The organism is Bifidobacterium xylocopae (genome assembly GCF_003315615.1).
Lineage (GTDB): Bacteria > Actinomycetota > Actinomycetes > Actinomycetales > Bifidobacteriaceae > Bombiscardovia > Bombiscardovia xylocopae.
This window is the reverse complement of the sequence record NZ_PDCH01000007.1, coordinates 22,024-44,543: the sequence shown is the minus strand read 5'-3', so window position 1 is coordinate 44,543 and position 22,520 is coordinate 22,024. Positions and strand designations below refer to the sequence as shown.

Below are 22,520 nucleotides of genomic sequence, written 5' to 3'. Positions count from 1 at the left end.
ATCCGTGCCTACCGCGGCTTGCGGGCCACTATGGAGAAGGTCAGCGGTATGCGTGGCCGGCCCTGAGGCAGCCTCCACACGTCTTCCTTTTCGTCGTGCACCAGCTCCGGCAGGGCCGGCCAGTCCACTTCCGGGTGCTCGCCCAACGCCTCTATGCTCAGTCCGGCGGCCAGCAAGACCGATGTCATCTCCTGGAAGTCGTGCGACCAGTTGTGATTGCTGGTGTGGTGGACTTTTCCGGCCGATCCCGGCGTATAGGAGCCGTCCGACTCGTAGGAGTCCTCGCCGCCGGAGAGGTAGTCGCCGCTGATGGCCAGGGATTGCTCATCGAGTGCGAAGAGCAGGGGGTGGTTGTCCCTGATCATAAAGACCCCGCCGGGATTCAGCAGGTGTGCGATAGAGCGGCCCCAGCCATCCAGGTCCGGCAGCCAGGTGATTGTGCCTACCGAAGTGACGATAAGGTCGAAGCTCTTGCCCGGTAGTGCCTGGTCGGCTGCACGCGCGTCGGCTTCCACATAGGTGATGGGAGCGTCTGCCTGTGCGGCCAGGGCCCGGGCGTGGTCCAGGGATCTGGGCGAAAAGTCCAGCCCATGCACATCGAGAGCGCCCAGGCGCTGCCAGCTCAGGGTGTCGGTGCCGATGTGGCACTGCATGTGGAGCAGACTCAGGCCTGCGACACCGCTTGCGGGCAGGTGGGGTCGGAGCACCGCCAGGTCCCGCTGTACGACCGGTGTTATGGCGGTGGGGTCTGCCGCGAAGACGGCGAGGTCGCCGTAGCCGCCCTGAGCGTGTACTTCGGCCCGGTCGTCCCAGTTGGCCCGGTTCTCGGCTAAGTCGTGGTTGAGGTTTGCGGCGTGGTCATGCATGGTCATATCGTGCTTTCTCTGAGGTGACGCCGGGAGGTGCCCGTCCGGAAGGCTGATGCCGCGGCAGGGACTGCATGGAAGGTCGAATGAACCGTCCGGCACTGTTGGTAGGCGGTAGCCGACTGCGAAGGAGGCGGAACAAGGAAGGAAATAAGGCAGCGAGAACAAGCACCGCCGAATCATTCGATTCCGCCACGGCGCTACGCTTCTGGAGCGTGAGGGTGCTTGTATATCGTGTAAGGGAGTGTCACCGAAAGTCTACGGCACAGGCCTGCGTCCGGCAAGCTTGCTAACCTGCCGGTAAGAGGCCGGGGGCGGCCAGCGCCAAGGGAGGTCAGGTCATGTCGCCGAATGTCAAAGGGGTCACGGTCATGTGGATCGGCCTGCTGGTGGATGCCCTGATCGTACCCATGGCCAAGCGTTTCGATCAACGGCCCTTGGGCGTGCTGCTCATTATCCTGGTCACCCTGTTGGGGCTGGCCTATTGCATCCATGAGTACAGGATCGGGCGGCAGCTCTACCGGGACGGTCCCTATGACGATCCGATCGACCCCAAGGCCCTCAAGGCTTTCCGCATGCAGCACCGGGATCTGAGCTTCAACCAGTCCGTGGTTGCCTACCGGAAGGACCGGGCCGAACGCCGGACGCCAGTGACCCTGGCGGGTCCACCAGCCGAGGCCGGAGATGGGCACGACACCGCGGACGAAGCCCAGGCCTAGTCCGTGACCACTTGCTCAGGCGTGGCCTGGGTGAGCAGACGATTGGACCTGCGATCGGTGAGGTTGAATGCCAGGCCGGCCAGGAGAATGACCAGGCCGACGATGAAGATGGCCCTCAGACCGTCGTAGACAATGCCGCGGGCCGGTTCCAGGAACCGCGCCGGGAGTTGGCCAGCGGTCTCCGGGTTGATCATCCGGTCCATCATCGTGGCGGTCAGTCCCGGTGTGCCTGCCACTCCGCGCGCCATGACCACATTCATCACGATGCCGAACACGGAGATCATCAGGGTCTGCCCCAGGCTGCGGGCCAGGGTGTTGAAGGACGTGGCCATGCCCACCTGATCCGAACCCACCACTGATTGCGAGGTCATCGTGCCTATCGTGATTGATAGACCGAAGCCGTAGCCGAATACGGCGGAGATCAGCAAAAACACGAAATATGAAGTATGGATGGGCACCACGATACTGGCGATGCAGCCTACAATCAGGAAGCCCAGGGCCTGGTTGGTGATCCAATGCGGTGGGCGTCTGGTCAGCAGCTTTCCGGCCATGAAGGAGCCCACCAACCATAGGATCGAGGAGGGGGTCAGCGCGAACCCGCCGAGTGTGGGATTGAATCCCAGCACGGACTGCATGCGGATGGGTAGGTAGGTCTCAAAGCCCATCAGGAACCCCGAGATGAGCAGGACAACCATGTTCTGGACAATGAAGGTGCGGTTGCCGAAAAGGGGCAAGGGCAGAATGGGGTCACTCTGCCGTCGCTCGATCCGGATCAGGCCGATGCATGCCAGGACGCAGATGACCAGCGGCAGGATGGACGCCCAGGGGCCGGCCGTTCCATCCAGGTATTGCAGCCCCAGCATCAGCCCCACGAGACAGATGGTGAGCAGGGTTATGCCGGCATAGTCGACCGGCCGGTCTTGGGCCTTGATGTCCTCCTTGAGGAAGAGCTGGATCAGGACGATGGCGAGCAGGCCGATCGGCACATTCACTGCAAACACCCAATGCCAGGAAAGCTGCTGGACCAGGAAGCCGCCTAGGAGCGGGGCCACAATCGAAGCCACGCCCCAGGCCGACGAGTTGAAGCCGATCATCTTGGCCCGCTTCTCTATCGGGAAGATGTCGGCCAGGATGGTGAAGGTCAATGGTTGGATGGCCCCGGCGCCAAGTCCCTGCACCACTCGTGAGAGAATGAGTTGGATCATGCTCTGCGACAGGCCGCATAGAAGGGAGCCGATCACGAAGACGGCCAGGCCTATGTTGATCAGTGGCTTACGGCCGAAGCGATCGGAGAGTTTGCCGTATATGGGAGTCGTGACCGCGCACATGAGCATGTATATGGAGAAGACCCAGTTCATCATGCTCATGCCATGCAGGTCGGAGACGATTGTGGGCATGGCCGTGGAGACTATCGTTCCCTCCACCGCCGTCATGAAGGTCGACATGAAGACAGCCGCCGTCACTGGTCCGACCCTTGTCCCGTTAGCCGCTCGTTCGCTCACCCTACACCGCAACCCTTTCGTTGTATCAACCATGTCTTCTTACCGTTGCCCAGCCTGCGCCAGCAGGCGGAGGCTCACGATATTATCCAACCATCCCCGGATTTTCCATCAATGCACTTGCCGCAGCCCCTCGCGGGGGAGAGGGCTATCTTGCGGTCGGCACCCGCGCCCTGAGGTCAGTCGGGCACATGAGCCGAAGCCCCCCCCCCCCTGATCCGTGCTCGGTGTATATATGAGCGTTCACAGCCTGCCACACCGGAGGAGTGAAAACAGCCGGTCGAGCATTGCTGGCGCCGTTGATCTCTCTTCTCGCTGCACTGCAGTGTGAAAGCCTCCGGTTCCGCTGGTTGTGGACCGGAACGATATGCAGCCCAGTCATCTGTCATGCATGTGGTCTTCAAACTACGTATCGCGACGCCAAGAAACTATGGAAGACCAGGGCGGCCGGTTTCCGGCATGCCACATCGTATGGCCGGTTTCCCTGTATTCGCCGAGGACGCGGAAACTAGGCGACACGCGGTTGTTGCGTTGTCAGGCCGCAGCCGATATAGTTACATCTTGTGCTCAGGTGGTCCCCTCGGGGAGTGCATGAGATGCGGGCATAGCTTAGTTGGTAAAGCGCGACCTTGCCAAGGTCGAGACCGCGGGTCCGAGTCCCGTTGCCCGCTCGAGGCTTCGAGTAGTCCGACCTCTTACGGTGGGTTAGCCAAGCGGTTAGGCAGCGGCCTGCAAAGCCGTATAGACGAGTTCGACTCTCGTACCCACCTCTCGTGCATGAGCGGTTTCGTTTGTGCGCAGCAAGACCCGGGCGGTTGGCGCAGAGGTAGCGCACTTCCCTGACACGGAAGGGGTCGCAAGTTCGAATCTTGCATCGCCCACTCAATCGACGTACGCGGTCGATTGCATCCGGCTAAGGCTGCTGGATTCTATACTGGGTGATTGGCGCAGCGGCTAGCGCACTTCCTTCACACGGAAGGGGTCGCAGGTTCGATTCCTGCATCACCCACTCTGATTTTCCGAATCCGCCAAGCAGGCATTGCAGTCCGATACCGGCATGCGCCATCATCTGATTCGCTGTGCCTCATGATTGGATGCGGGGCGCGGCGACCGTCGTGTCGTCACTCGACGTGATGTGCCATATCCCTGAACACGTCGGAACGGATGGTCGTTCGAACAATCACGGTGTGAGTTCTCGGCACCACTGTCCGGCTCATCCATGCCGTGCCTCTCCGGCAACTCAGCAATGAACAAAGTAGGGGGGGGGGCAAGCAATCAACACTGGCCAACCGATCGCCTTTTCATCGAGCAAGACATCGGCACTGGTCTGGCATGGGTTAGGGAACCGTGAATGCCTGCCATGATTTCGTCGGACTTATTCACCATCGTCGAGTCCGGCATATCAGATTTCATGAATCGCCGGGTGTGCAGGGGACACGCGACAGCCTGCCAGGGATTCGGCCACCTTTGAACGGTCTCGCTGATGGCATACCGTACCACCGGCAACCCCAGCCAGGCTAGGGTATAAGTATGAGTGAAGAAGCCAAACCCCGCCGGTACCCTCTGCTGCTGGCGGCTTTCGACGGGTGGAACGACGCCTGCAGCGCGTCCACGAATGTGATCCGCCACCTGCTCAATGCCTACCAGTCGCGGGAAGTCGGTGGCATCGGCTGTGAGGGGTTCTACGATTATCAAGTGGCACGGCCCATGCTCTGCCATGTGCAGGGGCGCCGTTCGATCTGCTGGCCGGAGACGAAGTTCTATGAGGTCCGTCTGACACCTGAGGTCTCCCTACTGGTGGAAACCGGGCCCGAACCGAACTACCGCTGGGAGGAGTATTGCAAGCGGAGCATCCGCATGGCTGAGGACTATGATGTGGGTGCAATCGTGACCCTTGGATCCATGTTCGCCGATTGCCCGCACACCCGAGCCCTGCCGATCGATGACCTGGCCAGTGATGAAGCCGACGTTGACACCGAGGGGCACTCCGGTCCTGTCGGAATACCTACCGTCCTGGAAGCCCTGGCGCGTGAAGCCGGCTTCGAGACGGAGACGGTATGGGTGTCCGTCCCGCAATACCTCGGTTCCGACGAATGTGCACAGGGCACTTTACAACTCCTCCGCCGGGTATCAGGACTGCTGGGTTTGCCCCTGGACGAGGGCGACCTGCCCCAGCGGGCCGACCACTGGCGGGCCCAGGCATCGGTCCTGACTCGCTGCAACGACGATTTGGCCGAATACGTACGGCGCTTGGAGGTGGAGAGCGATTCGAAAGCTGCTTCATCCATCCCAAGCCATGTTAACGATCCGACCGCCCGGGAGCTGGTGCGCGAGGCCGAGGAGTTCCTGCGGTCCATGGACGGCCCGGGAAAGGGAGACTGAAGCGCGGGTTTGTCGGCGTGAAGGCCTATCGTTGCGTCGGTAATGTAAGTCCAAGGCCTGCACCCTGTACCGCGGGCCCCGATAGCTAGGACGGCACCGATATGACGCAGTCGAACATCTCCATAACCCTGAACGACCAAGCGAAGGAGGTGGCGGCCGACTCGACCGGCGCCCAGCTCTTCGCAGATGACAAGGACATCATCGCGGTAACGGTCAATGGCAGCCCACGCGATTTGGACACACCGCTCCAAGACGGTGATTCGGTCGAACCCATCACACTCGCATCGGATGCGGGCCTGGCGATCATGCGTCATTCGGCCGCCCACGTCATGGCTCAGGCGGTACTTCAGGTCCGGCCGGAGGCCAAGCTGGGGATCGGCCCTGCGATCCAGGATGGCTTCTATTACGATTTCGACGTTGACAAGCCCTTCACCCCCGACGACCTCAAGGAGGTCGAAAAGAGAATGAAGGCCATCATCAAGACTTCGCAGCCTTTCCGCCGGAGGGTGGTCTCAGAGCAAGAGGCCCGTGCGCAGGAAGCCGACCAGCCCTACAAGCTGGAGCTTATCGGCTTGAAGGAAGCACAGATCGAGGGCGACGAGGCCATTGAAGTCTCGGGCGGTGAGCTGAGCATGTACGACAACCTGGATCGCCAAGGCCAGGTGACTTTCACCGATCTTTGCCGGGGCCCTCACCTACCAAACACCCGCTATATCAAGGCTTTCAAGCTCCTGCGTACAGCCGCTGCATACTGGCGCGGCAGCGAGAAGAACCCCATGCTGCAACGCGTATACGGAACCGCCTGGGCCTCCAAGGAGGACCTGAAGGCCTACCAGACCAGATTGGAAGAAGCAGCCAAGCGCGACCACCGCAAGCTGGGTTCAGAAATGGATCTCTTCTCATTCCCGGACGAAATAGGGCCCGGCCTGCCGGTCTTCCACCCCAAGGGGGCGGCGGTGATCAACGCCATGGAGGATTACTCGCGTGAGATGCACCGCAAGCACGGCTACTCCTTCGTGCAGACCCCGCATATCACCAAAGGGCATCTCTATGAGATCTCCGGCCACCTCCAGTGGTACAAGGACGGCATGTACCCGCCGATGCATCTGGATGAGGAGCGTGACATCGACGGCAATGTCGTCAAGCAGGGTTTCGATTACTATCTGAAGCCCATGAACTGCCCCATGCACAACCTGATCTTCAAGTCTCGACAGCGGTCCTACAGGGAGCTGCCCCTGCGCCTGTTCGAGTTCGGCACCGTCTACCGCTATGAGAAGTCGGGCGAGGTCCATGGCCTGACACGCGTGCGTGGCCTGACACAGGACGACTCCCATATCTACTGCACGCGGGAACAGATGAAGGGCGAGCTGACCAGCCTGCTCAGATTCGTGCTCAAGGTCCTGAAGGACTTCGGGTTGAACGACTTCTACCTTGAGCTGTCCACCAAGGACCCGGACAAGTTCGTCGGCTCCGACGAAGTCTGGGAGGAGGCAACCTCCACGCTGGCACAGGTAGGTTCTGAATCAGGACTTGAGCTGGTGGATGACCCGGGCGGCGCCGCCTTCTACGGCCCCAAGATCTCGGTCCAGGCGAGGGACGCAATCGGCCGTACCTGGCAGGTGTCTACAATTCAGCTTGATTTCAACCTGCCCGAGCGTTTCGGCTTGGAGTACATCGCCGCCGACGGGTCCCACCAGCGGCCGGTCATGATTCACCGTGCCTTGTTCGGTTCGATCGAGCGTTTCTTCGCCATCCTCCTCGAGCACTATGCCGGAGCTTTCCCGGCTTGGCTGGCGCCGGTCCAGGTGCAGGCCGTTCCGGTCGCAGACGATGTGGCCCCTCACCTGCAAAGCGTCATCGACCGCTTGCGGGAGAATATGGTCCGCTGCGAGCTCGACCGGTCGGACGACCGATTCGGCAAGAAGATACGCAACGCGGCTAAGTCAAAGGCTCCTTTCATTCTTATCGCCGGTGAGGAGGATGCTTCCAATGGCGCCGTCTCATTCCGTTTCCGGGACGGTTCCCAGCTGAACGGAGTGCCGGTGGATGATGCCATCGCCTGGATAGGCCAGGCCCTCGCACGACGTGTGCAGGTCAATACAGCCGACGATTTCGTCGAGCACACGGACGCGGTCAAGGTCTGAGGCGGTCAGGGGGGAAGGTCGCCGACGATGGGTGGATGACCTATAACAAGGCGACAACCGGTCGACGATAAGGTGAAGGATGTTCGAACATTTACGTGGGCCCTGGAAGCGGGCCATTGAGCCTATAGCCCGGGGCATCGTGCACCTGGGCATCACAGCCAACGGGGTCACCGTAATAGGGGCGGCCGGCACGGTCGTGGTCGCCTTCATCACCGGTCTGACCGGTTGGCTCCTGCCTGGGGCCGTTTTGCTGGCCATCCTGGTCGCGTTCGACTCCCTGGACGGTTCAGTGGCCTCACTGACCGGGGGTGGCACCCAGTTCGGTGCCTTCCTGGATTCGACACTGGACCGGGTGGCGGATTGGGCGGTCCTGGCGGCGGTTATGATCTACCTGCGCAAGCATGAGCTGGCATGGATCGCCCATGGTGCGTCCGGAGGGGACATCTGGGCCCAGGTCGGCATGGCAGCCGCCTTATTCGCGATCATGACCTCCTTCGTCACCTCTTATGCCCGGGCACGCGCCGAGGCTGAGGGATTCGAAGCCAAGAACGGCATCGCCACCCGTTCGGACCGCCTGGTCATCATCCTCGCTGGCATGGCCCTGACAGGCGCCGGCCTGCCACTGGCTTGGCTCGTCTGTTTCCTGCTCCTGCTCGACCTGCTGGGGCTGGTCACGGTCTGCCAGCGAATCGGCCTGGTCCGCCAGGAGATGAACCGTACCCCCAGCCCCGCTGATCCCAGCCACGAGTGAGGCCGTATGGTCACCAAGCTGTTGCTGGTGCTGATGCATCATGTGGGTCATGTTCCGGAAGGTGTCTTGCGGACCCTGTCGAATCTGGCGGCCGACCTGGCCTGGGCGCTGCACATGGGGGGCGTACCCCAGCTTGAACGCAATCTGCGCCATGTCATGGGACCACTCCCACGGGTGCGCTTGCGGCAGATGAGCAGGGAATCCCTTCGCTCCTACTTCGCCTACTTCTGCGAAGCGCTCACCGTCGGTGCCCGCACCCCCGATGAGCTCATGGCGAGGGTGCGCACAGAAGGCAGCGGCTACCCCGATCCGGCCCGCTCGGATATTCCCTTTCGTTCCGTGCCCATCGCCATGGGCCACCAAGGCAATTGGGACTACGCCGGTTTCTGGGCTGGTCACGAGCTGGGTCATGTGACGACGGTTGCGGAACGCCTGGCTGACCAGGAGCTTCTGGAGGCCTTCGTGCGTATACGCACGGGATTGGGGATGACCATCCTGCTGACCGGGCAGGAAGGTCTGATCCAACGCCTGACCGATCGGCTGCATGACGCCGGGCAGGTTGTCCCGCTGCTGGCGGACCGTGATCTCAGCCGCAACGGGGTCTTCGTCCATGCCTTCGATTCGGTCATACGGGTGGCCGCCGGACCGGCTGTCCTAGCCTTGGACACGGATCTGCCGCTCTATACGGTCAATATGCATAGGGAGCGTCTGCATGGGGCACGTCGACGGCGGGCCAAAAACCCTTATGGATATGTCTGCCGCATTGACGGGCCGATTGACATCACCCCATACCGGGACCTGCCCCGCGGGCAGGCAGTCCAGCGTCTCACCCAGGCCTGGGTGGACCAGTGGGCGGTCAACATCAGGTCCCACCCTCAGGATTGGCATATGATGCAACCGATTTTCGTCGAGGACCTGGACTCCAGCCGCCTGCACAATGTGCCACCTCAATTGCGTGAAGTTATGCAGAGCCATGGGAATCGGCGCAGGGAACAGGAGGATGGTCGTGATCGTTGAGGCACCGGCTTGGGAGCGGGGGACCGGCGGCGAAGATCCCCTTAACGGCCGCAAGCTCAGGGTCGGCATCATCTCTCCCTATTCCTTCGAAACCCCAGGCGGTGTCCAGCTGCATATCCGGGATTTCGCCCAGCAGCTGATCGAGCGGGGGCACCAGGTACAGGTCCTGGCCCCGGGTCGGCGGACCGCCGATATGCCTCTTTGGGTGCATACGACAGGTTCCTCCTTTGCGGTGCCCTATAACGGTTCCGTCGCGAATCTGAGCTATTTCGGTGCGGCAGGTCGCACCACCCGTCAATGGGTGCGACAAGGTCGTTTCGACATCCTGCACCTGCACGAGCCCGAAGTGCCCAGCCTGAGCCATAAGCCCCTGCTCAGGGGCTTCGCGCCCTGCCCATATGTGGCCACCTTCCACGCCTCCTTCGACTCTTACCCACTGGCCTTGAAAATAGCCCAACCCTACCTGCGTTCCCATCTGGGTGGGATCAGACAGGCGGTCTGTGTAAGTGAGGCGGCCATGGACACCGCCATCCGCTATCTGCATCCATCCACGCAAGTGCAGATCATCCCAAACGGGATCAGAGCATCCTTCTTCGACCAGGCCGACCCGTGCGCGAAATGGCAAGGAAGCGTCCAGGCCCCGACAATCGGTTTCCTTGGCCGCATGGGTGAGGAGCGCAAGGGCTTCGCGGTCTTCGTGAGGGCAGCCCTCAACCTGCTGGACAAATGGCCCGGTGCCCGTTTTCTTTGTGCCGGCGACGGGCAGGAGGAGGCCCGCAAAATAGTCCATGCCGCGGATCCCGGATTGGAGGAACACATGGAGTTCCTCGGTCGGGTTTCGGACGAAGGCAAGGCGCGATTCTACCGGAGCCTGGATGTGTACGTCGCGCCCCAGACCGGCGGTGAATCATTCGGAATCGTCCTGGCCGAAGCCATGGCGGCAGGATGTCCCATCGTAGCTTCGGATTTGGAAGCCTTCCAGGCAGTTTCCCAACATGGCCGTTCCGCCATGCATTTCCCCGCAGGCGACGGGGCCGCCTGCGCCCGTCTAATCGGAAATCTGCTGGCGGACCGGTCCAAGCGTGAGGCCCTGGCACAGGCTGGTCGCGAGCGCGCGCTCACCTACGACTGGGGGAAGGTGACCTCGCAGGTCCTGGCCGTCTACGCCAAGGCGCTGCGGTCCGCCCGCCGGGATTGACCAGAACCCCCTACGTCTCCGACGTCCTTGGCGTAAGACGCACACGACAGCCAGGACGACGCTAGGATTGTCAAAGAGAACACATAGAATTATCCGAGTTCAGTGCATCCTCAAATTGTCAGGAGCGATATGTCAGGGCATTCAAAGTGGGCGACCACGAAGCACAAGAAGGCCGCCATCGACGCCAAGCGCGGCAAGCTCTTCGCCAAGCTGATCAAGAACATTGAGATCGCTGCCCGCACGGGTGGCGGTGATCCCGACGGCAACCCCACCCTCTACGATGCTATCGTCAAGGCCAAGAAATCCTCCGTGCCTGCCGACAACATATCTCGAGCTGTCAAGCGCGGCTCCGGCGAGGAGGCAGGTGCTGCCAACTACGAGTCAATCGTATACGAAGGGTATGCACCCGCTGGCGTTGGTCTGATCATCGAGTGCCTTACCGACAACCGCAACCGTGCGGCCGCCGAGGTGCGTTCCACCCTGACGAAGAATGGTGGCTCTCTGGCCCAGAACGGTTCGGTCTCCTTCAACTTCGAGCGCAAGGGCCAGATAGTGGTCCCCGCTGACGGCGCCTCCTATGATGACGTGTTCGAAAAAGCCGCGGAAGCCGGTGCCGAGGACGTACAGGACGATGGCGAGAGCTTCACGGTGATTACCGCGCCGACCGACCTGGTAACGGTCCGAAAGGCCCTGCAGGACGCAGGCGTGGACTATGACTCAGCCGATTTAGTCCTGAATCCCAAGACCGAGGTGACGCTGGATGTGGATGCCGCTCGCAAGGTCTCCAAGCTCATCGACAGCCTGGATGACCTTGATGATGTGCAGGACATTTACAGCAATTGGACCGCGTCGGATGAGGTCATGGCCCAACTCGACGAGGAATAAGGCCCAGTGATCGTCTTCGGCGTCGATCCTGGCCTGACACGTTGTGGGGTCGGCGTCATCGAGGCGGAGGCCTCTCGCAAGCTCTCGTTCGTCCATGTCGACGTAATCCGATCCGCACCTGAACTGTCCCAGGACCTACGCCTACTGGCGATCTATGATGGCCTGGCCGACCAAATCGACGAGTTCAGTCCGGATGTGGTCTCAATCGAGAGGGTCTTCGCCCAGGCCAATCGCAACACGGTTCTGGGCACGGCTCAGGCTGCCGGGCTGGCTATGCTCGCCGCGGCTCAGCGCGGCATCCCTGTGGCCTTGCACACGCCCACCGAGGCCAAACTTGCGGTCACGGGCAATGGACAGGCCGAGAAGATTCAGGTTGAACGCATGGTGGCCCGGCTTCTTCGCCTGGACCGTCTGCCGAAACCCGCGGATGCGGCAGACGCCTTGGCGCAGGCCATTTGTCATGCATTGAGACCTGCAGGCGCACTTCAAGGCGGTGAGCGTGAGCAGCATCTGACCCAGGCCCAGCGGCAGTGGGCACAGGCTCAACAGCGAACGAAGCGGCGGGGTCCGGTCCAGCGGGACATGTAATCTCAGTCGAACAGGTGTTCGAACATGAGCCGGACCGGATTCGGCTGAAGGGGAGCGAGGCGCGCATGCTGGCTATGTTGACCGGATCGGTGGCTCAGATCGAACAGGCCCTCGCCGTCATTGATGTCGGCGGAGTCGGTTACGAAGTACGGATGCCCATGTCGGATCTGACGGGTCTGCGCACGGGCACTCGGGTGACTGTGCATACCAGCCTGATTGTCTCCCAGGACTCCGTCACGCTGTACGGTTTTCTGTCACGGACTTCAAAATCCCTGTTCGTACAGCTGCAAAAAGTGAGTGGCATAGGCCCGCGAGTTGCTTTATCCATCCTTTCCACCCTGACCCCGGACATGCTGGCCCAGGCCGTCTCCCAAGGTGATGCGACCACACTGGCCAGGGCTCCCGGACTGGGAAAAAAAGGCGCTCAGAAGATTATTCTGGAGCTCTCCGGCAAAGTGGATGTGTCCGGCCTGGAGGCTCGGAACTCCCGACAGCCAGCCGATGAAAGCCTCAGTCAGGTCATCAAGGGGTTAGTATCCCTCGGTTGGCAGGAGCGTGATGCCCAGCGGGCCGTGGAGAAGACCTGTGAGGAAGGCGGGTACCAACTGCCGCTGGACGGCAAGGATGTCCCGGCTGTGCTCAAGGCTGCCCTGACTTCGATGGACAGGGGTCGTTGATGGTTAAGCAGACAGACGGCGGCGCTGGTAACGACGAAAGCGCAGAGCAGTCCCTGCGGATGGTCTCGGCCGCGCCGATCGAGGGTGAGCCCGTATCCGACGAGGAACTGCGCCCTCAGGATTTGGAAGGTTTCATCGGACAGCCACGGCTGAAGGCTCAGCTGGATTTGTTCCTCAAGGCCGCCCGCAAAAGGGACGTGGCACCGGACCACATCCTGCTGGCCGGTCCGCCCGGGCTGGGCAAGACCACACTGGCGATGATCGTTGCCCATGAGCTTGAAGTGCCCATCCGTATCACCTCCGGCCCTGCTGTCCAGCACGCAGGGGACCTGGCCTCCATACTCAGTTCTCTTGAGGCCGGCGAGGTACTGTTCATAGACGAGATTCACCGTTTGCCACGAGCCGCTGAAGAACTGCTCTATATAGCGATGGAGGACTTCCGAGTCGATGTGATGGTCGGCAAAGGGCCCGGGGCCTCGTCGATTCCCCTCACCTTGCCAAGGTTCACGGTCATAGGAGCAACCACTCGGGAGGGCATGCTGCCTTCCCCCCTGCGCGCGCGCTTCGGCTTCACCGCCCATCTCGACTTCTATCCGCCCCAGGAGTTGGAACGCCTCGTGGCTCGCTCGTCCAAGGTACTCGGGATTGACGTCACCGGGGCTGCCTGTACCCAGCTCTCCCGTCGCTCGCGTGGTACGCCGCGCATCGCCAACCGCCTGTTGCGCAGGGTGCGCGACTGGGCCGTGGTCCACGACCTTTCGCAAGTGGGCCCCGAGGACGTCAAGGAGGCCCTTGCTCTCTACCAGATAGATTCGGAGGGCTTGGACCGCCTGGATCTGGCTGTGCTTGACGCCATCGTCCGTTCCTTCGAAGGGGGGCCGGTGGGTCTGAACAATCTTGCGGCCATGGTAGGGGAGGAGGCAGAGACCGTGGAGACGGTTTGTGAACCCTACCTCGTGAGGGAAGGCTTCCTTGTACGCACACCCAAAGGCCGGGTCGCCACCGCCAAAGCCTGGGAGCACCTCGGGCTCAAGCCTCGCGAGGATGTCACTAAGCTATTCTAGAATGAAGCCTCTGGCGCTGTCGGGCGTCGATTGACGCCCGCCTTGATATCGGACCCATAAGGAGCCTATCGTGCAGTCAAACATGTCGTCCATGTTCTTCCTCATCGTGCTGATCGCTTTGATGTTCGGCATGACCTGGTGGTCCTCCCGTAAGAACAAGCAACGGCAGGGTCAGGTTCAGGACTTCCGGCAGACGCTCAAGCCGGGCGTCGAGGTTGCGACGGCTTCAGGACTGCTGGGTAAGGTCGTTTCGGTGGACCTTGAGAAGGAACAGGTCGTGGTCGACTCCGAAGGTTCCCTATCCCGGTGGCGTATCCAGGCCATCACCAAGCCTCCGGTCGTCCCCGCTTATGTGCATGATGATGAGGTCGACGAAGAGGGCAACCCGCTGCCGGAGCCCGAAGAGGAGCTGGACGGTAGCCAGGAAGGGCCTGCCCAGAGCGGCGGGGATCCCTCCGGGGAGCATTCCGAGCCATCGCAGGATGGGCATGCGGCCGATACGGAACATCAGGAGCCCAAGGTTGCCGAAGGCAGCAAAGAGGAGCCTTCAGGGGACAGGTCCGTGCAGGACTGATAACGCTCGAAGCGGGTACCCGCCCGCTTGGCGGTTCAGGCATGCGCGGACACCCGCGGACAGGAAACGACAGAAAGAAGACCATGGCTCAGTCCAGCGACATCAGTATCGCCCAACTTGGCGCAGTGGGGTCCGAGGATGCCCGGTATCTGGTATCCCTTATGAGAACCATCCCCGATTTCCCGAAGCCCGGAATCCTTTTCCGTGACTTCCTGCCGGCCATGGCCGATCCCCGTGGCCTCAGGATACTGACCGATGCGCTGGTCAGGACTCTGCCAGCTGATGCAGACTCTTTCGACGCCGTTGCTGGCTTGGAGGCCCGTGGGTTCCTGCTCGGCCCCCAGCTTGCCCTTGCTTTAGGCAAAGGTTTCATAGCACTGCGGAAGAAAGGAAAGCTTCCACCGCGCACCCTGGCACAGGACTATTCCCTGGAATACGGTACGGCGAGCATTGAGGCGGAGGAAGGTGCGGTGCACCCTGGAGAGCGGGTGCTTGTGGTCGATGATCTGATCGCCACGGGAGGCTCAGCCAAAGCGGCGGCCGATCTGATCGAACGTGCGGGTGGCCAGGTAGCCGGCTTCAGCTTCGTCATGGAGCTGGAAGGTCTGCAAGGACGCCGAACCTTAGAGCCGCACCCCATCACGGCCCTGGTCTCAATGCCCGCCTGAACGATGAAAGCAAAGCTGAAGGCAGGGATAAGGGGGGTTTATGCCTCGCTTGCGGCAGTGTCCATTTATGCCATGGCGATCGGGTCCTGCATGGCTTTGCTGCTGCTCATAGTTTCCATGGAAGAGGGAGGCCCGAACCTCTCTGCCAACGCCTTCCCCCTAACCCAGGCGATTTTCCTGCTGAGCCAGGGGACCGGCTTCCATGCAGGAGCGCTCACACTGACCATCATGCCATTGGGGCTGACGGCGCTCCTGCTGGCTCTTACCGCCGCCTTGATCAGACGTTTCGGTCCCTCATGGCCCGCTTTTGCCGCAGGTCTGCTGACATGGCTGGTCTGTACCTTGGCCGTCCAGGATCCACACGGCATGTACGTAGTCGATGGCGTTGTCGCCGTAGAGTCAAAAAGCGCAGTCGTCTTCCTTTGCGCCTATGCCCTGGCCTTGGCTCAGGAACAGGGGGTCCGGGAATGGGTGAAGACACATATTGTTGAACGCCTGCCCGCAGCATTGAGGGCAAGTGTGGCGGCAGGAGCCCGACTGGCCTTTTGGATAGTGGCGACAATGCTCCTGGAAGCCCTCATCATCGTCCTGGTCTGGATTTTCCTCTATCACGATTCCGTCGCGCGCCTCTTCACCCTGTCGCATATGGGGCCAGGATCGCGCATCGTCAGCTCGCTGGCTGCTCTGGCCTGGCTGCCCAACCTGATCATCTGGGCCCTGTCCTGGGCATGCGGAGCGGGTTTTTCGATCGGCGATCTGGCCACATTCACCTTATGGACGGGGCATGCGCGCGCTTTACCGGCGCTGCCGGTATTCGGCCTGCTGCCGGATCCAGTCGCCAACACACCCATGCGCGCCTTCCTGCTGATTTTTCCGGCTTTGCTGGCCTTCATCCTGTCCATGGCTACTCTCTGCAGTCGAAAGGGCCTGGGGCTGATGGAAAAGCTCCGCAAGCATGGATTGGGCACCTTGGATACGGCTCTGATAAAGTCCTATGCCTGGAACTTATTGGGCCTTGTGGTCGCATGCACCTTATCAAGTGTGGCTTTGGGCCTTGGCTTCCTATGGTCAGGCGGAGCGCTGGGCGAGCACCGACTGGCCCGAGTGGGCGTAGACACGACACAGGCCATAGCGGTCGTTGCCCGTGCCCTGCTCGTGGGGCTGTCCACTTCCTGGCTGCTGTTCCTGCTTGCCGCGGCTGTAGTACTGGCTTGGCGGAACAGCCCGCTCAGGTCCTCCGATACGATAACCGCAGAGCCTGAACATGGCAACATCGGACGAGACAGCAGCAGTCCCAAGGTCAACTCTGCCCCTGCAAAGCAAAGCGGCACCACGGCATCAGTCGGCTCTACCACAGCTAATCATCGAGATCCTGACCGGTCATAGCCCCCCCCCCCCTGAGATGTGCCCAACCTGTATGGGGAAGTGGGTCTATGCAGGCCGACGCCGGAGCGATACACTGAGAAGGTGTTCACATTCAAAGGAGAATGAGATGACATATCAGACCATAAACCCCTATACGAATACGCTGGTGAGAAGCTATCCGGATGCCGGCAACAGCGACCTCGAGGATGCCTTGGCTAGGGGGCACGCTTTATACAAGCACTGGCGCGGGGGGCAAGCTGACCTCCGTTCAAAAATCCTGCACGGGGTGGCCAGGTTGATGGGGGAAGATAGGACACGGCTGTCGGGCTTGATAACCATGGAGATGGGCAAGCGTATCAGTGAGTCACAAGCGGAAGTGGACATCTGCATCTCTATCGCTGACTATTTCGCGGATCACGCAGAAGAGCTCCTCAAACCGACCACGCTCGAGACGGATACTGGACACGGTCATGTGGTCAAGCAGGCACTCGGCGTCCTGATCATGGTCGAACCCTGGAACTTCCCCTACTACCAGATCATGAGGGTGTTTGCCCCGAACTTCATACTCGGCAACCCGATGATCCTCAAGGACGCTTCCAATATTCCCGCCTGCGCTCAGGCCTTTGCTGACATCGTGGAGCGTGCCGGCGCCCCGAAAGGGAGCCTGTCCAACCTCCGGATGGACTATGGCCAGGTCGACAAAGCCATAGCTGACAGACGCGTCGCCGGCGTGGCCTTGACCGGCTCTGAGCGCGGGGGCTCTTCCGTGGCACGATCCGCCGGTGAGCATCTTAAGAAATCCACCATGGAATTGGGGGGTAACGATGTCTTCATCGTCCTGGACGATGCCGACATGAGTGAGGTCGCCAGGTTGGCGCCGGACGCCCGACTGGGCAACACCGGCCAGGTCTGCTGCGCCTCCAAACGCTTCATCGTGATGGAATCGAAGTATGACGAATTCATGGATATCATGACCGAGGCTTTTGCCAAGCCGAAACCAGGGGACCCGTCCGATCCTGCCACGACCTTGGGTCCCATGTCCTCCGTAGGAGCCAGGGACAACCTCCAGAAGCAGGTGGATGCGGCCGTCGATGCGGGGGCCCATGTGGCCTATGGCAATGAGCGGCTCGACTCCCCGGGAGCCTTCTTCCAGCCGACCGTGTTGACGGATATAGCACCGGACAACCCGGTCTACGACCAGGAGATGTTCGGCCCCGTCGCCGCGGTGTACAAGGTGGAATCCGTCAGGGAGGCCTTGGACCTGGCAAACGACTCCAGCTACGGCTTGGGTTCGGTGATCGTGTCCGGCGACCCCGAACGAGCCGAGCGTGTGGCAGAGGGTATCGAAACCGGAATGGGCTTCATCAACGGTCCATGGACAACGGCACCCGGACTGCCCTTCGGAGGTGTGAAGAACTCCGGATTCGGCCGCGAGCTCTACACATATGGCTTCGATGCTTTTGCGAATGAACATCTGATTCTGGACGAGAGCGGGCGCTGATGCGCTAAGCTGGTTCCTGGCCCTGCACAACTAGAGAACTGAGGCGACGGATGAATCTGGTGGCCCGACACAAGCACGAGCCCGGTCGATCATCCGCTGAGTCTGTAAGGCGACCACCCACGGGGCGGACGGACCAGGCGCCTCGTGTCTCCGAAGCAGGGGAGGGTAAGCCTCAGGCTGAATGGGCCGTAGGCCTCCTGGTCATCTGTTCGGCCCTGCTGGCCGCCACGGGACACACTTTGGCCGGGACCTGCCTTATGGCTCTGACTTCTCTTGTTCTTGGCTTGCTACGGCTGTTCCTTCGAGAACGCAGCCCTTGGAAGGTCAGGTCAGTCGGATTTGACGTCTTCATCTGCATCGGTCTTGGCCTTGGGCTTATGATCACTTACCTGAGTGTGCTTCTGCTCTTCTGAGGCATCACCTGCGGCGGGCTCGAGCATGTCCGGATCCCCACTCTCCTGCCTGGGCGCTGAATCGTCAGAGCCCGCTACCTTATCGGCATCTGGTGCGGCAGGCTCTGATTGCTTGATGCCGGAGAACTCTGGTTCCCCTTCGGAAGTCTCCACGGTCTCGGTCATCGTCACCCTTTCAACGTCGCCATGGGTGCGACCTTCGGTGCCCAAGAGAACCTCGGGTACATCGATCGTGCTTTCCGGTGCCGTATCCAGTTTGGCTCTGGCGCCATCCACAATCATGTGGCACAGGATGACGATAAGACCGACGACGGCACCGGCCATGAGCGGGCAGATCCAGAAGATCGGCAGCTGACTGAGCGGATCCACGGCCAAGCCCTTGCCGCGGGCGAACAGGGCGATGCCGGTGGATCGCGCCGGGTTCAGGCCCGCGCCGGTCACCGGATAGGTGATCATGACACCTACACCGTAGGCGGCGGCGGAACGCAGGACATGTCCTTCCTTGGACCGCCCGTCCTCCGTGAGGCTGGTGACGGCGGTACCGACGACGATGAGACTCGCTATCAATTCAGCGACAATCGCCAGTGCGACTCCGAAGGAGAGATGATATTGCCCCAGCATCTGCGCGGAGGGTGAGCCCTTGTCGAAACCGTTGACGGCAGCGGCCAGCCAGACCTTGCCGTCGTTTTCCTTGGTAAAAGGCAGAACCGCGACGACCGCTGCTCCGGCGGCCACTGCACCCAACAGCTGGCCGAAGATGTATAGCAGGCCCTGTATCCAACCTGTCTGAGCCGTGAACATGGCGGCGAACGTGACAGCAGGATTGAAATGGGCACCGGAAACGGTTCCGAAAATGGAACCGGCCGCCAGGAAGGCCAAGGCGAAGGTCAGCGCCGCGGCCAAAGGTGTCGTGCCGGACGGTATACGCCCCCAGGATGAGACCGCGTACACCGCGAAGCAGATCATGAACGTCCCTGCGAATTCCGCGGCCACCTGCATGGCGGTCACCATCCCGGGTCTGAGAACCTGCACCGCGCTTGTCTGTGTATCCGGATCCATCTGCCATCCTTCGCTTGCGTTTATTGTCCACACGGACCACGCGTAGGCCCCTTACTGGGGAGGGGAGTGAACGCGCTTCCGGCGACGGCTGAAATCGGAGCCTTAAGGTAGGCTATGAGGTGATTTCGCCATTCATATGTCATGGTATCAGGCCACGTTGGGAGAACGATGCCACATCCTTATTCCCGCGCCTTGAGGGCGCATACAGCCTCCGATGAGGGGATTCGTCTACAGAAGGTCCTGGCCCAGGCGGGCTTCGGATCGCGCCGAAAGTGCGAGCAGATCATCACCGAAGGCAGGGTCGAAGTGGACGGGGCCCTGGTCACAGAGTTGGGCAGCCGGGTGGACCCGGACAAGCAGCAGATCCGTGTGGATGGGTCACGCATCCACATCTCAGGCAGGCATGTGACCCTGGCATTGAACAAGCCTCGCAAGGTCCTGTCCGCCATGGACGATCCCAAGGGTCGCTATACCCTTCGGGACATCATCGGTGATGGCTATGAGCGGGTCTTCCACATGGGGCGTCTGGACTATGACTCCGAGGGCCTTATCCTGATGACCGATGACGGGGAGCTGGCCCAGCACGTCATGCATCCCAAGTACGAAGTGGAAAAGACCTACATCGCCACGGTACGAGGCAAGCTGAGCGGCAGCATCTGCCGGCGGCTGGTCACCCAGGGCGTGTTGCTGAACGACGGGCTGATCAAGCTCGACCGCTGCGCGATCGTGGACCGCTCACGTGAGCATACGATGGTCAAGGTCGTTCTTCACTCGGGCAAGAACCGGATAGTGCGTCGCATTTTCGACGCAGTCGGTTTCCCGGTGGCACGCCTGGTGCGCACCCAGATAGGCCCCATTCGACTTGGGGAGGTCAAGCCAGGATCGTACCGGGTCCTTTCCAGGGCTGAGATCATGGCTTTGGACAAGGAGGTTGGCCTGTGATCACCGTAGCCATCGACGGTCCCGCTGGAGTCGGAAAGTCCTCAACCGCAAGAGCGCTGGCAGGGCGCTTCGGACTCGCTTATCTCGATACCGGTGCCATGTACCGGGCCGCTGCCCTCTGGTGCCTGAATCAGGGAATCGATCTGGATGCCTCGAACACTGATGAGCGGGCGATTGTGGAGGCGGTCGGCGCTTTGTTCACCGAAGGGCATTTCGAAATCAGCTTGGATCCGGATGACCAGTGGGTGCGACTGGACGGCCAGGATGTCGGCGAACGGATACGCTCTGCTGAAGTCTCATCCCGTGTCTCGGTCGTCTCGTCGATTCAGCCGGTGCGTCGCGTCCTTATTGCCGCGCAGCGGGCCTATATAGCCGGCGAGTCCGACGAAGACTCCTACTCACGCGGGAAAGGTGTTGTGGCGGAAGGGCGGGACATCACCACGGTCGTGGCACCTGACGCACAGGTGCGCATCCTGCTGACCGCACGTCCCGAGGTCCGCGAGGCCCGTCGGGCCGGCCAGTCCTCACAGGCAGCAGGCATGGTGGGTCGTGACGATGTGATCGCGCGGGATCGGAAGGATTCGCAGGTCACATCCTTTACCAAGCCGGCCGAGGGTGTCAGCGAGATCGACAACTCGGAGATGACATTCAAGCAAACACTTGATGCCGCGACAGTACTTGTCCGGGATGCCATGGATCAGGAGCCTGGTTCCGACAGACGGGACCTGAACGACTACGAACTTGACGATGAGGACAGGGCCATCATCGAGGCAGAAAGCGGCAAGGACAACGAGGAGCAGGTAAGCAAGGGAGTGGGCGTCCTGGCTGTAGTCGGAAGACCGAACGTCGGGAAATCCACCCTGGTCAACCGCATCCTGGGCCGTAGGGCGGCGGTCGTCGAAGACACCCCAGGTGTCACCCGGGACAGGGTCTCCTACGATGCCGAATGGGCAGGAACCTACTTCAAGATAGTGGATACCGGCGGTTGGGAGGCTGATGCACATGGTATCGGCTCAGCCATCGCCGACCAGGCCCAGCTGGCGGTCTCGCTGGCCGACGCGGTCTGCTTCGTGGTCGACGGGCAGGTTGGTCTGACCGATATGGACAGCCGTCTGGTGTCCATGTTGCGCAAAGCCGGCAAACCGGTGGTCCTGGCGGTAAACAAATTGGATACCACGAACGCCGACTACTCAGCCTCGGAATTCTGGAAGCTCGGCATGGGTGAGCCTCATCCCATATCCGCCATGCACGGACGCGGCGTAGGGGACCTTCTGGATGCGGCTCTTGCCGAGCTCGAACGCGCCGAGACCACATCCGGCCTGCTGACCCGCAGCGACCTGCGCCGGGTGGCACTGGTTGGAAGGCCCAATGTGGGGAAGTCCTCCCTGCTGAACCAGCTGGCTGGTCAGGAGCGCGCCGTCGTCAACGATCTGGCAGGCACCACCCGAGACCCGATTGATGAGACGGTTGAAATGGACGGTCAGGACTGGCTCTTCATCGACACGGCCGGCATCAAGCGCCGCCTGCACAAGATTTCAGGGGCCGAGTACTACTCATCCCTGCGCACCCAGGCTGCAATCGAGCGCTCGGAACTCGCCCTGGTGCTCTTCGACGCCTCTCAGCCCATTGCCGATCAGGATCTCAAGGTTATGAGCCAGGCAGTGGACGCCGGTCGTGCCATCGTACTTGTCTTCAATAAGTGGGACCTCCTGGACGACTTCGGTCGCCAGCGCCTGGAACGCCTGTGGCAGACCGAGTTCGACCGGGTCACCTGGGCTGAGCGGGTCAACCTGTCGGCAAGGTCAGGCTGGCACACCAACCGCTTGGCCAAGGCCATGCGTACCGCCCTGGATTCATGGGACCAACGTATACCCACCGGCAAGCTCAACGCCTTCCTGGGCACCGTCCAGGCTGCGCACCCCCACCCCCTGCGTGGCGGCAAGCAGCCACGAATCCTGTTCGCCACCCAGGCCTCCACACGTCCGCCACGATTCGTGATTTTCACCACAGGCTTTCTCGAGGCCTCTTACAGGCGATTCCTGGAACGCCGGCTTCGCGAGGAATTCGGCTTCCAAGGCACCCCTATCCAGCTTTCGGTCCATATCCGAGAAAACAAGAAAGGGAAAGGCAAGAGCCGCTCGTAAGTTCCCCGACAATATCCTGGGGGGTACGCTGCTCATCTGGTCTGGTGAGTGGCAGTCACGGCCA

At 61.3% G+C, this 22,520-nt stretch carries 20 protein-coding genes and 4 tRNA genes; 21 read left to right on the top strand and 3 right to left on the bottom strand.

The window, feature by feature from the left end; translation table 11 throughout:
* Positions 1 to 8: 8 nt before the first annotated feature.
* Positions 9 to 872, bottom strand: coding sequence for a class I SAM-dependent methyltransferase (locus CRD59_RS04545; RefSeq protein ID WP_236632722.1), 864 nt, complete (start codon positions 870 to 872; stop codon positions 9 to 11).
* Positions 873 to 1,207: 335 nt separating this feature from the next.
* On the opposite strand from CRD59_RS04545, the gene CRD59_RS04540 reads away from it, so the two are divergent.
* Positions 1,208 to 1,585: a hypothetical protein gene (locus CRD59_RS04540; RefSeq protein WP_113853505.1), complete on the top strand. Its 378-nt coding sequence runs from the start codon at positions 1,208 to 1,210 to the stop codon at positions 1,583 to 1,585.
* On the opposite strand, the gene CRD59_RS04535 is transcribed toward CRD59_RS04540, so the two are convergent.
* Positions 1,582 to 3,048: an MDR family MFS transporter gene (locus tag CRD59_RS04535; RefSeq protein ID WP_236632721.1), complete on the bottom strand. Its 1,467-nt coding sequence runs from the start codon at positions 3,046 to 3,048 to the stop codon at positions 1,582 to 1,584. The two genes, CRD59_RS04540 and CRD59_RS04535, sit on opposite strands and share 4 nt — an antisense overlap.
* Positions 3,049 to 3,682: 634 nt before the next feature.
* Between CRD59_RS04535 and CRD59_RS04530 the strand changes: the two genes are divergently transcribed.
* The 18 genes from CRD59_RS04530 (at position 3,683) to CRD59_RS04445 (ending at position 18,311) form a co-directional block, all read left to right on the top strand.
* Positions 3,683 to 3,755: transfer RNA gene (locus CRD59_RS04530), tRNA-Gly, on the top strand.
* Between the two features lie 28 nt (positions 3,756 to 3,783).
* Positions 3,784 to 3,854 (top strand) — tRNA-Cys (locus tag CRD59_RS04525).
* Between the two features lie 39 nt (positions 3,855 to 3,893).
* A tRNA-Val gene (locus CRD59_RS04520) sits at positions 3,894 to 3,965 on the top strand.
* 55 nt (positions 3,966 to 4,020) lie between these two features.
* Positions 4,021 to 4,093: transfer RNA gene (locus tag CRD59_RS04515), tRNA-Val, on the top strand.
* A 521-nt stretch (positions 4,094 to 4,614) separates the two neighbouring features.
* The gene (locus CRD59_RS04510; RefSeq protein WP_113853503.1) at positions 4,615 to 5,466 is read left to right on the top strand and encodes a PAC2 family protein; all 852 of its coding nucleotides are present in this window, start codon (positions 4,615 to 4,617) and stop codon (positions 5,464 to 5,466) included.
* A 101-nt stretch (positions 5,467 to 5,567) separates the two neighbouring features.
* Positions 5,568 to 7,610, top strand: coding sequence for a threonine--tRNA ligase (gene thrS / locus CRD59_RS04505; protein WP_113853502.1), 2,043 nt, complete (start codon positions 5,568 to 5,570; stop codon positions 7,608 to 7,610).
* Positions 7,611 to 7,689: 79 nt separating this feature from the next.
* The gene (pgsA, locus tag CRD59_RS04500) at positions 7,690 to 8,361 is read left to right on the top strand and encodes a phosphatidylinositol phosphate synthase (RefSeq protein WP_113853501.1); all 672 of its coding nucleotides are present in this window, start codon (positions 7,690 to 7,692) and stop codon (positions 8,359 to 8,361) included.
* Between the two features lie 6 nt (positions 8,362 to 8,367).
* Entirely contained in the window at positions 8,368 to 9,378 is a 1,011-nt protein-coding gene (locus CRD59_RS04495; RefSeq protein WP_113853500.1) for a phosphatidylinositol mannoside acyltransferase, read from the top strand.
* Positions 9,362 to 10,576: a glycosyltransferase family 4 protein gene (locus tag CRD59_RS04490; RefSeq protein WP_113853499.1), complete on the top strand. Its 1,215-nt coding sequence runs from the start codon at positions 9,362 to 9,364 to the stop codon at positions 10,574 to 10,576. Before CRD59_RS04495 ends, CRD59_RS04490 begins: the two co-directional genes overlap by 17 nt.
* Positions 10,577 to 10,705: 129 nt before the next feature.
* Positions 10,706 to 11,461 (top strand): YebC/PmpR family DNA-binding transcriptional regulator, encoded by a 756-nt coding sequence (locus CRD59_RS04485; RefSeq protein WP_113853498.1) that lies wholly within the window; start codon positions 10,706 to 10,708, stop codon positions 11,459 to 11,461.
* 6 nt (positions 11,462 to 11,467) lie between these two features.
* Positions 11,468 to 12,049 (top strand): crossover junction endodeoxyribonuclease RuvC, encoded by a 582-nt coding sequence (gene ruvC / locus CRD59_RS04480; RefSeq protein ID WP_113853497.1) that lies wholly within the window; start codon positions 11,468 to 11,470, stop codon positions 12,047 to 12,049.
* Positions 12,050 to 12,114: 65 nt separating this feature from the next.
* Positions 12,115 to 12,726, top strand: a complete 612-nt coding sequence (gene ruvA / locus CRD59_RS04475; protein ID WP_113853496.1) for a Holliday junction branch migration protein RuvA — start codon at positions 12,115 to 12,117, stop codon at positions 12,724 to 12,726.
* The gene (gene ruvB / locus CRD59_RS04470) at positions 12,726 to 13,790 is read left to right on the top strand and encodes a Holliday junction branch migration DNA helicase RuvB (RefSeq protein ID WP_113853495.1); all 1,065 of its coding nucleotides are present in this window, start codon (positions 12,726 to 12,728) and stop codon (positions 13,788 to 13,790) included. The genes ruvA and ruvB overlap by 1 nt, the downstream gene beginning before the upstream one ends.
* 70 nt (positions 13,791 to 13,860) lie before the next feature.
* On the top strand, positions 13,861 to 14,364 hold the full coding sequence (locus CRD59_RS04465) for a preprotein translocase subunit YajC (RefSeq protein ID WP_236632720.1): 504 nt from the start codon (positions 13,861 to 13,863) through the stop codon (positions 14,362 to 14,364).
* A gap of 83 nt (positions 14,365 to 14,447) precedes the next feature.
* A complete protein-coding gene (locus CRD59_RS04460) occupies positions 14,448 to 15,032 on the top strand; it encodes an adenine phosphoribosyltransferase (RefSeq protein ID WP_113853493.1) in 585 nt (194 codons plus the stop codon).
* A gap of 72 nt (positions 15,033 to 15,104) precedes the next feature.
* Entirely contained in the window at positions 15,105 to 16,418 is a 1,314-nt protein-coding gene (locus CRD59_RS04455; RefSeq protein ID WP_127920939.1) for a cell division protein PerM, read from the top strand.
* Positions 16,419 to 16,524: 106 nt separating this feature from the next.
* Positions 16,525 to 17,898: an NAD-dependent succinate-semialdehyde dehydrogenase gene (locus tag CRD59_RS04450; RefSeq protein ID WP_113853491.1), complete on the top strand. Its 1,374-nt coding sequence runs from the start codon at positions 16,525 to 16,527 to the stop codon at positions 17,896 to 17,898.
* A 50-nt stretch (positions 17,899 to 17,948) separates the two neighbouring features.
* Positions 17,949 to 18,311 carry a DUF3017 domain-containing protein gene (locus CRD59_RS04445; RefSeq protein WP_113853490.1) on the top strand — a complete coding sequence of 121 codons (363 nt, stop codon included), beginning with the start codon at positions 17,949 to 17,951 and terminating at the stop codon, positions 18,309 to 18,311.
* On the opposite strand, the gene CRD59_RS04440 is transcribed toward CRD59_RS04445, so the two are convergent.
* On the bottom strand, positions 18,228 to 19,370 hold the full coding sequence (locus CRD59_RS04440) for an aquaporin (RefSeq protein WP_113853489.1): 1,143 nt from the start codon (positions 19,368 to 19,370) through the stop codon (positions 18,228 to 18,230). The genes CRD59_RS04445 and CRD59_RS04440 overlap by 84 nt on opposite strands.
* 168 nt (positions 19,371 to 19,538) lie before the next feature.
* Here CRD59_RS04440 and CRD59_RS04435 point away from each other — a divergent pair, with 168 nt between their 5' ends.
* On the top strand, positions 19,539 to 20,312 hold the full coding sequence (locus tag CRD59_RS04435; protein WP_113853488.1) for a pseudouridine synthase: 774 nt from the start codon (positions 19,539 to 19,541) through the stop codon (positions 20,310 to 20,312).
* Positions 20,309 to 22,456, top strand: coding sequence for a bifunctional cytidylate kinase/GTPase Der (gene der / locus CRD59_RS04430; protein ID WP_113853487.1), 2,148 nt, complete (start codon positions 20,309 to 20,311; stop codon positions 22,454 to 22,456). The genes CRD59_RS04435 and der overlap by 4 nt, the downstream gene beginning before the upstream one ends.
* Positions 22,457 to 22,520 lie beyond the last annotated feature (64 nt).